Consider the following 13729-nt stretch of genomic DNA (forward strand, 5'->3'; position numbering starts at 1 on the left):
GTAAAACAGAAAAACGTTATCCAAAGTATGTCCCGTAAGGGTACACCTTCAGATAACGCTCCAATAGAGTCGTTTCATGCCTCACTAAAGTCAGAAACGTTCTACATCTCAAAAGAGCCGATAGGCTCTAATACTAGAGTAATCGATATTGTAGAAAAATACATCTATTTTTGGAATCATAATAGAATTTTATCCAAATTAGGGTATCTTTCGCCCGTTGAATACCGATCAGCAAGATTAAATTGAGTCGCTCTTTTTATTTTGTATCAAAAAGTAGTTGCACTTCCCATGTTCAGATAAAGATTCGTTTTTTTTTGTCACATTCATTCCACTCTGGATTTATCCTATAAAGGAAATACCAAATTAAATTATCTTTGTTTATTAAAACCACTTCTTAGTAACAGCTGTTTCATATTATAAATAAAAGTCACTCAATTTTATTTTAAGAGTTTTTCATTTGTATTGCCAAATGCCCACATCTCTCTGTTTTTTGTGTTGCTGAAATTTTAATGGCCAATCATTCATTGCTAAATTTATATTTTCTAATTTAAAGGGAACTTGAATAACCGGATAATCAAAAAACCAACTTTTCGGTAGAATACCACCATCAATAACAGCTAAAATAATAGGCATGTTTAGTGATTTAGCATATTCTACTTCATATTTAACAAATTTGATATGATGATGGGTTTCTTTGCCTACTATCAAAATCATAATTTTACTTGATTGTATACGTTCTCGTAAACTTCGTTTGATAGATTCAGGTAAACTTGAATCTAGAGCACTTTTTAAATCATGAGCATTATTTAATTTAAAATTAATCTTGTCATTGTTACTCCACATTTTTAGTGTATTATAATAATTCATATCATTACCCCCGTCAAAAGCAATATACGTTTTTGTTTTATAAACCATCTTTTTCTATCTCCTTTAATTTGTATAAATTATACATGTCTGATTTATTTTCAAATACAACTATCTTAATTCTACTTGGATATGCAATTTTTATACGACTAATTTTAAATGTCCAAATGATAATTTCTAGTAATTCCTGAGCTGATGCATTAGCATAACCATCAGTAAAACGTAAAATACCAGATCCAAACACTGGAATTACTACACTCTGATTATTGTACAAACGGTCTACTTCCCCCCAAAATGTCAATAAAAATCCAATATATTCACGCATTGTTATATTGGCATTATTTTTTTTATCAAACTTGGAACCTGCAACTGCTAAATAATTATCTGATAAGTGAACTAGAGAACCTAGTCTATATTGTTTTTTCTTCCCATATTTTCGATTATGATTTGTTCTTATTAACATTTCTGAATTTAGATGTTCATCATTATCAATTATCTCATTAAACAGAGATATTTTATTTTTATTTTTTTTAATAAATTTTCCATTAATCGTGGTTGGAGAAATTAATTGTGGATTATCACGTATTTCAGTATCAAAATATTCATTAAAAGTAATAATTTTCAAATCTTCATCTTCAGATTGAAAAATATCGCCAAAATATATGTCTACACTTGATTCTCCAAAGTGTAATGTTATTTTTTTTTGTTGATTTGCGATTCTCCATACATTAACATAATATATAATCAGAATAATTACAGTTATCAAGAGAGCAACAATTTTATATTTTTTAGGAATATCCCAAAAAAGTAGTATGAACGAAATTGTCCCACCAACTCCAGAAAATACTTGCCAAAATTTTTTTAAAAGTCTTTTATCAAAAAAAGATACTTTATTCATAATCGCATCATTCCTTATTAATGTTATAAAAAATTAATTTTTTTATTAATTTTAAGTACAGCTATATGTGGTATGTTTCTTTCATTATCTACTGTTTATAAAATTAATTGTTGAGAAGAATTGATAACTATATAAGTTATTTAAATAGAACATAAGTTATATGCTTAAATTTGTTAATTTATAACTAATATTTATTATTAGTGATGATAAATTAAGATTTAAATTTATCAATAATTTCATTTAAAACTACTAATTTAACGGCATATCTAGTTGCAATATTTGTAAGCGATTTACGCATTGATTTGGTACTTATAGAAGCTTCTGAATCATTTTTTAAAAGTTCTACAAGTTCGTAAATAATTATATCTTTATTTTTTTTACCTTTGTCTAAATCTACAGTGTCTATAATAGCAGATACCTTATCTTTTATTTCGTTAGAAGAAATATAGGTAGTTTCTTCAGATCTTGTTTTCATGACGGATTGTTTATTTTGTTGTAATTGTCTAACAATCTGTAAAATTTCAGATGTCTGTGTTGATTGATCCATAAGTAAATTAGCATCTGAAATTTGAGTATCACTGACGGTGTCATCTATTTTCTCAATTTCTTTTAGTTCAGAATTCATTTCATTCCATAACCTATTAAAGTTACGTTCTAAAGTAGCTTTCTCTATTCTATCTGAATTTTCTTGTAAATTATTAATATCATATATTGTCTTTAGGATCTCTTCTTTATTGATTTCTCTTGCTTGATAGCTAGACAACGGTTCACTTAAATTACTTAAAGACAGATTGTATAAAAAAGGTTGAATTCTATCATTTACCATAGCTTTACTTAAAGCACCCGCTTCAAAATATAACCATTTAGAATTCAAATTGGCTTCTGTTAAAAATATAATGCTGAAATTACGGTCTTCCAAACCTTTTTCTAAATTTTCTCGCCATCGATTCCCTCCAGCAATGTCTAATGATAAGTAAATATTAGCCTTCGGGAAAAGGTCGTTAATATATGTTTTAAAAATTCGAGCTAATTCTTTACTTCTTAAACCCGACCAACTTAAAAAAATTCTTACTGGAGAGAAGTCAAGCCCTATGTTAGAAATAGTTGAAGGTCCTGCAGCAACCATAAAAAAACCTCGTTTCTATTATAATTATTGTAATTAAACATTTTAATTTAATTATAACAAAAAAAAAAAAAATGAAAATATAAAAATATAATCAATTTTTTTATCTGGTGGTAAACAATCACGAGGAGGAATTCATCATGACCACTATTGACCAAATCATTTTAATTCTGCTTTTATGTTGTTTTATACTATTAATAGCATCATTCATTACTAAAAATAAGAGGTGGGCTATTTATTAATGATTATACTGATTTATTTGATAGAAGTTCAAATAGAGAAAATGAAAAAGAAAGAGGAAATAGTTATGCGGGCTTTGTTTTTAAATGGATTGGATACATTGCAGGAGTACTTTTTCTTTTTTCAAGCTCTAAAATAATTATTTTTATTGGTGTGATTCTTATTCTAATATTGTTTATTCATGATAAGAAATTAAGTTAAATCTATAATTTCATCAGTAATGTTTAATAATTTTTCATCATGTGTAACAATATGTATTATTTGGACTTGTATACTGCGGGTATAAGAGTAATAATAAAAGCTTCCGAATAGTAACAAATATGTTGCATTAATACTTTTCAAACGCTCAGAAGGCTTTTTTTTTAGTTAAATTATGTGTTCAACAAATTTTCTGCAAAAATATAATTCATTATTACCCTTTAAAATGATGTTGAGTTCAATTTTTTTATTTAGTATGTTATATCATGAATATTATAATGATTGGTTAATGCAAGTTATAGCACCTCAAGTTAGTAATATTGATAAAAAATTTTTTAGGTGTTATAATGACAATAGAAAAGAGGAGTACGCTAATACTCCCATTAGTAGTCCGTTTAAAGCGGTAGCTAATAAATAGTTTAAAGTAAAACCATCAATCTGGCTAAAGATTTATGACGGTTTTACTTTTTTTATTTTTATCACTGATTTTAATAATTAATGTCGCAAAAGCTAATCCAAACATTAATGATTCAAATACAGTCAATGCTATTCCTTTCTAGGGAAAAAGCAAACAAGAAAAATCATAGGCATTCCCCCCTTTATAGAGAAATTGCCACCGCCATAAACTTACTACAAAAATTATTATATCATTAATTGAATCAGATTAAGTCATCAATCGTACATTTTTAATGCTTTTGCCAAGACCGCATACTCATATGTTTTACGAGATTTTGAACAAGGAGTTGTTACATTTTCGATATAGTTTATTGTTAGCTTCATGTGGTCTGCACAACCAGTCATTATGCGGATCACAGATTTTTGGGCTAATTCTTCAATTGATAAACCTATTTGCTTTCTCTTTTTTTATAATTTTGAATGTATCTGATTTTGCAGCTCTCGCAAAACAATATAATTGTGACTATCGAACAGTAAAACGATATTATGATGTAGGTATGGCCGATAATTTAGATCAGTTTAGAGAAAGAAGAACTACCGTTCCTCCGCTGCTTCTCGGATTTGGGAACAAAAAACTAATAAATGCACTACTGGACCGATTGGTCCACCATTCTAAAATTATTCAAATTACTGGTCCTTCATACAGAATGAAGAGTTACAGTGAGAATAAAGAAACTAAATAATTAATTATTTCAATGGCCTAAAACCAACATTTTATTGTGGCCCTTGATAACCGATCAACTTTTTGACTTTCTTGTATATTTTTCGAATCGTTTTCATGCCTTTAATCGTGGTTTCTTATCTGTTACGGTATCTAAAATTATAGCGAAGATAATAGTCACAGAGACGATAATCGCATCTTTTTAAAATTGTTTCCCTTTTAAATGGTCCATATTCGTTCCTCCATGCTATCTTTTTCTATCATTTTAACCTAAAATAAGTTTGTCGGAAAATTTTGCAACAGAATCTTCAGTCTGAAGCATAGGAGGAAAAACTATTTATAATCAATATCGATTATGTACTCCACATAAAATGAGTATTTCTAGTTTTTTATCTGTAGGTAATATTATTCTATTAATATTTCTAATTCATTAATGGAATAGCCATAATCAGTATTTTAATTTTATTATTTTTGAAATTTGTACCATCTCTCACAGTAAAATTAAGTGCAGAAAGAAGTGAGCATATGAGGAGAAAAGATGAAATTATCTTATTTTTGAAAAAAAAAAGAAAAGAATCTTTAAATAACCAATCTGATTTTAAAATTACAACTCTAGATATTAGTAATTATCTATCTATTAGTCGAACGGCAGCTAGTAGAGAATTAAATAATTTAGTTCGAGACCAAATTTTAGGTAAAGAAAAAGGAAAACCTGTTAAATATTTTTATTTGGATACTGATTCAAAAAATACATTAATAAGTTTTAAAAATGAAAAACAGAATAAAAGTCTTATGAAAATGGAAGAAAAGGGAGCTTTTTCTAATTTTATTGGTACAAAAGGAAGTATGGCAGTTCATATGAATCTTGCTAAGGCTGCTATCATGTACCCGCCGAATGGACTTCATACAATTATTTTGGGTTCTACAGGTGTTGGGAAAACAACCTTTGCAAAAATCATGTTTCGGTATGGTCAAGAAATAGGGCGCTTTAATAACAAAAGTCCATTCATTCATTTTAATTGTTCAGATTATTCCAATAACCCGCAATTATTATTATCGGTTTTATTTGGATATGTAAAAGGAGCATTTACAGGCGCTGACACAGATAAATTTGGATTAATTGAACAAGTAAATCACGGCGTTCTTTTTTTAGATGAAATTCATCGTTTACCTCCAGAAGGACAAGAGATGCTATTTACGATTATTGATACGCGGAAATATCGTAGAATGGGTGAAACAAAAAATGTTAATAGAGATGTGGACATACTTATAATTTGTGCAACAACTGAAAATATAGAGAGTTCTGTTCTTCAAACTTTTAAACGAAGATTTCCGATGGTACTTACGCTGCCTGATTTGAAAGACAGAAGTACGCAAGAACGTTTGAATCTAATCGATCATTTTTTTTGTTTAGAATCTCAAAAAATTAATCTTGAAATTTTAGTTAAAGCTAATATATTGGAGTATCTATCAACTTATAATTGTTCTGGCAACATTGGACAACTAAAAAATGATGTTCAAATTTTCTGTGCTAAAGAGTTTGCTAAAGCAATGCTTGAAAAACAAGAACGAATTGAAATTTATGATGAAAATACAGAGATGAAAAAAGTTTTACAAGAAAATAAATTAGCTAATAAAAAACAGTTTTTTAGAGATAGTGTCTATTATCATGGTCAAAAAAAACAGAAACAAAGAATTAACTATGAAGTTAGTAATGATAATGAAAGTTCTTTTTACAAGGTAATTTTAGAAAAATATTCTAATCTTTTAAGAGAAGGTCGTTCTATGAAAGAAATTCAGACCAAGATTAATTATTTTTTAGATGATTTTTTTTCTGTTGATTTAAAAAATGATATTATTGAAAATCCTAGAAATAAAGGAATTGAAAAACTTGTTTCTAAGGAAATATTAGTTATTGTAGATAAAATTATTCAAGAAATATCTAATGATTTAGATATTGTGTGTGATCGTCATGTTGTTTATAATTTAGCACTTCATATTGAGGCATTAGTACTGAAACTACAAACGAGTACGATTCCCTACCGAGTTAATAAAGTTATTGAAAAGGTATCCGATTCACCGTTAAGAAAGTATGCCGATAAACTGATTGTTGAAGTAAATAATAAAATGAATGTTTTAATTTCATCAGAAGAGCAAGATATTATTGAATTATTTTTAGATACGATATATAAAGATGTACGCAAGAATCCAATTGGCATTTTAATATTGATGCATGGTATCGGTGTGGCAACAAATTTGGCGAAAATGGTAAATGATTTACTAGGAATTAATCATGCGGTGGGTGTGGATATGCCCTTGGATGAATCTGTTGAAAATGTTTATAAAAAAGTGGTAGAGATGGTTAAATTAATAGATCAAGGCTCTGGGGTACTACTATTGGTTGATATGGGGTCACTGGTAACTTTTCCATCAAAGTTAATTAAGGATACAGGTATTGATACAATGGTTGTTGATAATGTAACTTCACCGATTATTATCGATGCTACTAGAAAAGCCCTATTTGCCAATTTGAACCTAAATCAGTTAATCAGTGAATTATTGGAAGAGGTTAATTACTATACTACTAATCGAAAAAATACGAATATATTTGATTATTCTAGTCGTAGATTAATCAAAAATAAAGATCATTTATTTTATCATTCTTTAGAGAAAAGTGTTATTTTTTTAAATGTTTATGGTGCGACGGAACTTTTGGATGAGATACTTATCTCGTTATCCAAACAAATTAAATTCGAGATTATTGATACATTAGTTATTAAGTTTTATTTTCATTGCTTGGGAATGATTGAGCGAGCAATTAGAAAAGAAACTTTACAGTTTGAGGTATCAGAAAATATAAAGGATGAGCTATATCATATTATTGCTAAAGAGTTGAACATATTGGAAAGGACATATGGTACAGAGTTCTCGGCCAGTGAGATTTTGTATGTTACGAAAATTATTCGTACTTTTATTTGATATCTGTCACACATTATGTGTGACAGATATTTTTTATGCACACATGTTAAAAGTGTTAATGTGTGCATTATATTGTCACAGATAATGACAACTTTTTTGAAAAACGCTTTCTGTAAGTGAAGAAATGTGTGCATAAAATAATGGCACGTTTTTTGCTTTAAATATAAATGTAAATAGAATTTCGTGAAGAGGTGAGTATATGATTGGAATATTAGTATTAAGTCATGGCAATTTTTCTAAAAGTATAGTAGATAGTGGAAAAATGATTGTTGGAAAAAATGAAAAAGTGGATTATTTAGGATTATACGGTGGAAACAATATTGATGAGTTTTATGATCAAACAGCTGAAAAAATTAAAGAGCTAGATGATGGTGATGGTGTATTGGTTTTTTCTGATTTATATGGCGCAAGTCCATTTAAGGCAACAGCCTATTGTGTAAAAAAATTACGACCCAATTCATACCGTTCGATTTCGGGAATCAATTTTTCTATGTTTATTGAGAGTGTTTTATGTAGAGAAACAATGTCATTAGAAGAATTAACCAAGCATGTGATGGAAGTTGGAAAAATAGGGATTAAAGAGTTGTTTGCAGAAGCAAAAAATTTTACTGAGGAGGAAGCATGATGAGAAATATTGTATTTACTCGCATTGATGATCGCTTAATTCATGGGCAAGTTATGACTGCCTGGGTTCATGAGACAAAGGCAAACGAAATTGTCATTATTGATAATGATGTTGCACAGGACGACTTTTTGAAGATGATTATGACATCATCTGCTCCATCTGGGATAAAAGTTTTGATTAAGTCAGAAGAAGACTCAATTAATTATTTGACTCAAAATTCCGATGGCAATAAATTGATTGTTTTAGCCAAAAATCCAACTGTCATTAAGCATATCATGGATGGAGGTGTAAAAATTGATAAATTGAATGTTGGTGGAATGGGAGCGAGAAAAGATAGGACACAATTATATCGTAACATTTCAGCTAGTGATGAAGAGCGTATGTGTTTTAAGCAAATCATATCGGATGGTACTTCTGTATATGTACAAGTGATTCCAGAGGAAAAGAGTATGAATATCGAACAATATTTATAAATAATAATAAGGAGAGAAGAAAATGGAAATTAATATTATTCAAGCATTATTAATTGGTTTAATTTATTATCTTAGTATTAATGGTACGCCTTGGTTAACATTGCTAGGGAGTACAGTATTAGCTCGTCCCTTAATTTGTGGCACATTGGTTGGCTTAGTACTTGGTGATGTTGTTCAGGGCTGTATGATTGGTGCAGCGATTAGTCTACCATATTTGGCATATATTTCAGCTGGTGGCACTGTACCGATGGATCCAGGGCTGGCTGGGACATTAGGGACTGCTTTAGCGATGGCGGCAAATGCTTCCCCAGAAGTCGCAGTTTCAATGGCTGTCCCAATTGGTTTACTGGGAACTGTAATATGGATTGCACATATGACGGTCGATATTTCTTTTTTACATATGATTGACAGAGCTGCAGATAATACTGACTCAAAAAAAATTAATCGTATCCAGATGTTTGCACCGCAACTCTTTTTAATGTTAATCTCAGTGATTCCTGTATTTATTATTGCTTATTTCGGATCTGGAGTTGTGAAGGAGGTGCTTGATGCCTTATCAGGTAAACCTTTACACGTGCTAGAAGTAATAGGGGGCGTTTTACCTGCCTTAGGGGTTGCTATGATATTGAAGTCCATTATGAGTAAAGATACTGCTGTATTTTATTTTTTAGGATTTGTTTTGGCAGTATATTTAGAATTACCAATTATTGCGGTGTCAATTTTAGCGTTTATTATTGCCTTTGTTTATACACAATTATTATTTAAACCTAGTCAAGTCAAATAAAAGGAGTGTGACAAATAAATGGAAAATATGAAGGAAAAGAAATTAACGAAAAAAGATATAAAAAAAAGTTTTTGGCGTTGGACTTGTTTTTCACATTCAAATTATAACTATGAACGTATGCAATCTTCTGGATTTTTACACGCTATGCTACCTGTATTAGATAAACTTTATGGTGATGATGAAGAGGCATTGAGAGCAAGTTATCACCGTCACTTAGAATTTTTTAATACAGAACCTCATTTTGGTGGTATTATTGGTGGTTTAACAATTGCTTTGGAAGAAGAAAAAGCAGCTGGTTCAACAATTACAGGAGACGCAATTAATTCTATTAAAACTGGGTTGATGGGTCCATTAGCTGGCATTGGAGACACGTTGTGGCAAGGTACACTTGTCCCAATTTTGTTATCTATTGCAATCAGTATTGGTTCGGAAGGCAATGTCTTTGGTCCGATTTTCTATATTGTAACAATGTTTGCTATAATGCTGGGACTTGCCTATTATCTATGGATGCAAGGCTATAATTATGGTAAAGAAGGTATCCAAAAATTAATGGGTGGCGATTTATTAAAAAAGGTAATGCTAGGTGCCAAAGTTATGGGTGGTGTTGTTATTGGAGCATTAACAGCAAATTACGTGAGTTTGAGTACAGAATTAGTTTTTAAATTCGATGATTTAAAGCTAAATGTACAAACTGACATTTTAGATAAACTATTAAAAGGGATGTTGCCATTAGCTGTTACAATGATTGCCCTAGTTTGTTTAAATAAAAAAATGAAGTCGACGACAGTATTATTAATCTTAGTTTTAATTTCGGTAATTGGAGCAGTCATTGGAATTTTTTAAGATGTCATAAATTAAGAATTAATATATTAATTAGAAATAAGAATAAAGGAAGGTTCAAGCATATGGGATTAACTAAATTCATATCTCCATCAATTATGGTTCCAAAAATTTATGAATATGAGGCATACATGAAACAGTTTGATGAACATAATCTCTCTGTTATTCATTTTGATGTAATGGATGGTCATTTTGTACCAAATATTATGCTAGGTACATCAGTTTTTAAAGATATTAAAGAAATGACACAAATTCCGGTGGATATTCATTTAATGGTCAATGAACCGGAGGATTATATTGATATGTTTAGCGTGACTAAAGGTGATTGGATTAGTTTTCATCCAGAAACAACGAAACAACCCTATCGTTTGCTTCAAAAAATTAAGAATATGGGGTGTCGATCAGGGTTAGTAATTAGTCCTGGAACTCCTATTTCTTACATAGAAGAATCTGTTGATCAACTAGATTATGTGACTTTAATGACAGTAAATCCTGGATTTGCTGGACAAATATTAGTTCCAAATTCGTTTGAAAAATTAAAGCGAATCAGAACATTGTTAGATTTACACAATTATGAAATTGATCTTTTAGTAGATGGTAATACAACACCAGAAAACAGCCAAAAAATGTGTAAAAGTGGTGCGAATGGTTTTGTAGTTGGCAGTGCATCAAAAATTCTAAAAAGTCCAAAGACATTTAAAAAATACTACGATGAATTTATGGATGTATTAAATTAACCATGAAATTATAAAAAATAAGGTAAAGGTGGTAGATTACAAAATGAGGAAAGCATTGATTTTTGGTGCGGGAAAAATTGGTCAAGGATTTATTGGTGATTTGCTTCATGAAGATGGATATGAAATAATTTTTGCGGATGTTTCTGATAAGGTAATTAACGAGATAAATGAAAACAATTGCTATAGCTTATTTTTGACTAACCATAACTATCATGAAAAGATTATTAATCATGTTTCTGCACTTTCTCTTGTAAAAAATCAACAAGAGATAATTGAATTAATTTCTGAAGTAGATATTATTCTGACTTCTGTTATGAAAACGAATTTAGTGAATGTTGCACCTGTTTTAGCTGAAGGCTTGAAAAAGCGATTAGCTGAAGGTAGAAGTAGAGTACTGGTTATGGCTTGTGAGAATGCTATTATGGGAACTGATACATTAGTAAATCATATGATTGATACAGGAATTATTACTTTACAACAGTTAAAAAATATTGGTGCATATCCGAATACGGGTGTTGATAGGTTTGTATTTGGAGGTATCTATAACGGTAAAGAAGGGACAGCAGTTAGTGATTCTCATGAACTTGCGATAGAACGTCAAAAATTAGATGATCCAGATAGTAAACCGATTACGGGTGCTGAATATGTTGATAATTTAGAAGCCGTACTTAAAAGGAAAATTTATTTAGTGAATTGTTGGTTGGCTATAACTAGTTATATTGGCTATTCACGTGGCTACACAATGGTTGATGAAGCACTGAGAGATTCAGAAATCCAAAAAATAGTAAAAGAAGCCATACATGAATCTGCTGCTGGTTTAGAAAAAAAATTCGGCTTCTCAAATAGCGAAATGAATAATTACATTAATGAAATGATTATCAAGCGATATGATGATTACAATCAAGAGGGTATCAATGACCCGATTGCAAGAGTTGCGCGTCAACCACTTCGGAAATTATCTCCTGATGATAGAATTATGGGACCTGCATTTATTGCCTATGAGTATAATTTACTAAATAAACACTTGTTGTGTGGTGCAGCTTATGCTTTGAGATATGATAACCCTGATGATGAAGAAGCAGTAAAACTTCAACGGTATATATCTGAAAATGGAATTGAGAATGCAATTGAAAAATTTTTAGAACTTAAAAAAGGATCCGATATGTTTAAAGGGCTTCTAGAATATTATAATGCAATTTGATATGATTGTGCTGAAAATAATAAATTTAAAAATAGTCACTGGTACAGATGATATAATTAGTTATGAGGCTACAAAATATAAAGTATAAGTTAAATTTGAGAATCAAGATGTTCAATTGATAGCTATCCCAACTTATAAAGAGAATGTAATCTTTAAAAATTCATATTTAAATTCAAATCTTGGAAAAATTGTATTGAAAAAAATAGACGGTCAAACTTCGAAAACATTAACTAATGCAGAATTTGAATTATAAGATAATCATGATAAAATTTTAAGAAGAGATATTGTAACAGGTAGTGATGGTACACGATAATAATAGAAAATTTAGAGGCTAGAGATTAGTAAATAGTGGAAACGAAATCTTTAGAAGGATATCAAATTTATAAGATATCTGTTAGATTTTCAATTACATCATAGGATTTAAAAAAATCAAAATAGAGTTCTAGAAAAATCTAATATTAAGCTATAAATTATATATAAAATCGTGATGAGATGCTTCTGTAGACTTTAATGAATAAACCAAAAAATATTTTGTTTATTCATTAATTATTATCAGAAAAATTATTATAGTTATTGTCAATTTAATAATAAATAATATAGCTTCATTTCTATAATATCTCGATTTATGTTTCTGAATCATTTAAAATAGTTCAATAGAGTATACTCTATTGAACTATTTATGTTTGTTGATATAATAGGGTTTGTAGATGTTCAATAGACTTGTTTAAAATGGGGTGATTCTGATTTTTCTAAAAAATGAATTTATTGTATTTACAGGCACACTGTCAACTATGACAAGAAAACAAGCTCAAGGAATTGTATCAGCATTAAATGGGACTAATCAGTCAAGTATTACAAAACAAACTACGATACTTGTCATTGGTTATCAACAAACCAATTTATTAGACAATCAACAGCAGCCTAAAAAAGTAATAAATGCTCTATATAATAGAAGAAAGTTATCTCAAAACATAAAATTGATTAGTGAAAAGGAGTTTATCACTCTAATAACAAAAGATTTTCAATCATTATTAAATAATTTATAAGGAAGTATTATTTATGGCAAAAATTGGTTATATAAGAGTTAGTAGCAAAGAACAAAATCTCAATCGACAAATCGGAGCACTTAAAGATGTATCTAAAATTTTCTCGGATAAAGTAAGCGGTAAGACCGTTCAATGTGAACAATTACAAGCCATGTTAGATTACCTAAGAGAAGATGATATTGTAGTAGTATCAGAACTAGATCGACTAGGTAGAAATAGTAAAGATTTAACAGATATTATGAATTTGATCCAACAAAAAGGGGCAACCTTAGAAGTTATGAATTTGCCATCTATGCAAGGTATTGAAGATGATAATTTGAGAAGATTAATTAACAACTTAGTAATTGAATTATATAAATATCAAGCAGAATCAGAACGTAAGCGAATCAAGGAACGCCAAGCGCAAGGTATTGCGATTGCTAAATCACAAGGCAGATTCAAAGGTAGAAAACGTAAATATACTGAAGATGATGAAGGTTTGCAACATGCTTTTGAATTGTATGAACAGGGCTTTACAGAAAAAGCTATTGAACGTAAAACTGGGATTAATAGATCAACTTTTAGACGATATAGAAAAGAGTATCAAAAGAAGGATATAGACTAA

13 protein-coding genes and 1 pseudogene are annotated in these 13729 nt (G+C 29.6%); 11 read left to right on the forward strand and 3 right to left on the reverse strand.

What is annotated here, in order from left to right; genetic code table 11:
* The coding region (locus tag HOY35_RS10225) for an IS3 family transposase (protein ID WP_172285821.1) at positions 1-246 on the forward strand (246 nt) is incomplete at its 5' end.
* A 207-nt stretch (positions 247-453) separates the two neighbouring features.
* Here the strand turns inward: HOY35_RS10225 and HOY35_RS10230 are convergent.
* The 3 genes from HOY35_RS10230 to HOY35_RS10240 form a co-directional block, all read right to left on the reverse strand.
* Complete coding sequence (locus tag HOY35_RS10230; protein WP_172213547.1) at positions 454-915, reverse strand: TIR domain-containing protein; 462 nt, start codon at positions 913-915, stop codon at positions 454-456.
* Entirely contained in the window at positions 905-1762 is an 858-nt protein-coding gene (locus tag HOY35_RS10235; protein ID WP_172213545.1) for a macro domain-containing protein, read from the reverse strand. The genes HOY35_RS10230 and HOY35_RS10235 overlap by 11 nt, the downstream gene beginning before the upstream one ends.
* Before the next feature lie 211 nt (positions 1763-1973).
* On the reverse strand, positions 1974-2888 hold the full coding sequence (locus HOY35_RS10240; protein WP_172213543.1) for a hypothetical protein: 915 nt from the start codon (positions 2886-2888) through the stop codon (positions 1974-1976).
* Positions 2889-4339: 1451 nt separating this feature from the next.
* Here HOY35_RS10240 and HOY35_RS13505 point away from each other — a divergent pair.
* From HOY35_RS13505 to HOY35_RS10285, 10 genes and pseudogenes are all read left to right on the forward strand, one after another.
* Positions 4340-4462 (forward strand): annotated as a pseudogene (locus HOY35_RS13505) (ATP-binding protein); the annotation flags it as partial.
* A 503-nt stretch (positions 4463-4965) separates the two neighbouring features.
* Entirely contained in the window at positions 4966-7419 is a 2454-nt protein-coding gene (locus tag HOY35_RS10245) for a sigma 54-interacting transcriptional regulator (protein WP_172213541.1), read from the forward strand.
* A gap of 199 nt (positions 7420-7618) precedes the next feature.
* Positions 7619-8044 (forward strand): PTS sugar transporter subunit IIA, encoded by a 426-nt coding sequence (locus HOY35_RS10250; RefSeq protein WP_172213539.1) that lies wholly within the window; start codon positions 7619-7621, stop codon positions 8042-8044.
* Entirely contained in the window at positions 8041-8517 is a 477-nt protein-coding gene (locus HOY35_RS10255; protein ID WP_249666052.1) for a PTS sugar transporter subunit IIB, read from the forward strand. The genes HOY35_RS10250 and HOY35_RS10255 overlap by 4 nt, the downstream gene beginning before the upstream one ends.
* A 22-nt stretch (positions 8518-8539) precedes the next feature.
* Positions 8540-9301 carry a PTS sugar transporter subunit IIC gene (locus tag HOY35_RS10260; RefSeq protein ID WP_172213535.1) on the forward strand — a complete coding sequence of 254 codons (762 nt, stop codon included), beginning with the start codon at positions 8540-8542 and terminating at the stop codon, positions 9299-9301.
* Between the two features lie 18 nt (positions 9302-9319).
* Positions 9320-10144: a PTS system mannose/fructose/sorbose family transporter subunit IID gene (locus HOY35_RS10265; protein WP_172213533.1), complete on the forward strand. Its 825-nt coding sequence runs from the start codon at positions 9320-9322 to the stop codon at positions 10142-10144.
* A 62-nt stretch (positions 10145-10206) separates the two neighbouring features.
* Complete coding sequence (locus HOY35_RS10270) at positions 10207-10878, forward strand: ribulose-phosphate 3-epimerase (protein ID WP_172213531.1); 672 nt, start codon at positions 10207-10209, stop codon at positions 10876-10878.
* A gap of 43 nt (positions 10879-10921) precedes the next feature.
* A complete protein-coding gene (locus HOY35_RS10275; RefSeq protein ID WP_172213529.1) occupies positions 10922-12079 on the forward strand; it encodes a mannitol dehydrogenase in 1158 nt (385 codons plus the stop codon).
* A gap of 734 nt (positions 12080-12813) precedes the next feature.
* Entirely contained in the window at positions 12814-13125 is a 312-nt protein-coding gene (locus tag HOY35_RS10280) for a BRCT domain-containing protein (RefSeq protein ID WP_349627507.1), read from the forward strand.
* 13 nt (positions 13126-13138) lie between these two features.
* A complete protein-coding gene (locus HOY35_RS10285) occupies positions 13139-13729 on the forward strand; it encodes a recombinase family protein (protein ID WP_172213525.1) in 591 nt (196 codons plus the stop codon).

The sequence above is a fragment of the Enterococcus sp. MMGLQ5-1 genome (genome assembly GCF_013155265.1).
GTDB lineage: Bacteria > Bacillota > Bacilli > Lactobacillales > Streptococcaceae > MMGLQ5-1.

What these genes read in the sequence shown, in the direction of transcription:
- HOY35_RS10245 (WP_172213541.1), top strand. Translation starts at nt 4,966, where the DNA reads ATGAGGAGAAAAGATGAAATTATCTTATTTTTGAAAAAAAAAAGAAAA.
- HOY35_RS10265 (WP_172213533.1), top strand. Translation starts at nt 9,320, where the DNA reads ATGGAAAATATGAAGGAAAAGAAATTAACGAAAAAAGATATAAAAAAA.
- HOY35_RS10255 (WP_249666052.1), top strand. Translation starts at nt 8,041, where the DNA reads ATGATGAGAAATATTGTATTTACTCGCATTGATGATCGCTTAATTCAT.
- HOY35_RS10235 (WP_172213545.1), bottom strand. Translation starts at nt 1,762, where the DNA reads ATGAATAAAGTATCTTTTTTTGATAAAAGACTTTTAAAAAAATTTTGG.
- HOY35_RS10230 (WP_172213547.1), bottom strand. Translation starts at nt 915, where the DNA reads ATGGTTTATAAAACAAAAACGTATATTGCTTTTGACGGGGGTAATGAT.
- HOY35_RS10240 (WP_172213543.1), bottom strand. Translation starts at nt 2,888, where the DNA reads ATGGTTGCTGCAGGACCTTCAACTATTTCTAACATAGGGCTTGACTTC.
- HOY35_RS10285 (WP_172213525.1), top strand. Translation starts at nt 13,139, where the DNA reads ATGGCAAAAATTGGTTATATAAGAGTTAGTAGCAAAGAACAAAATCTC.
- HOY35_RS10260 (WP_172213535.1), top strand. Translation starts at nt 8,540, where the DNA reads ATGGAAATTAATATTATTCAAGCATTATTAATTGGTTTAATTTATTAT.
- HOY35_RS10275 (WP_172213529.1), top strand. Translation starts at nt 10,922, where the DNA reads ATGAGGAAAGCATTGATTTTTGGTGCGGGAAAAATTGGTCAAGGATTT.
- HOY35_RS10270 (WP_172213531.1), top strand. Translation starts at nt 10,207, where the DNA reads ATGGGATTAACTAAATTCATATCTCCATCAATTATGGTTCCAAAAATT.
- HOY35_RS10250 (WP_172213539.1), top strand. Translation starts at nt 7,619, where the DNA reads ATGATTGGAATATTAGTATTAAGTCATGGCAATTTTTCTAAAAGTATA.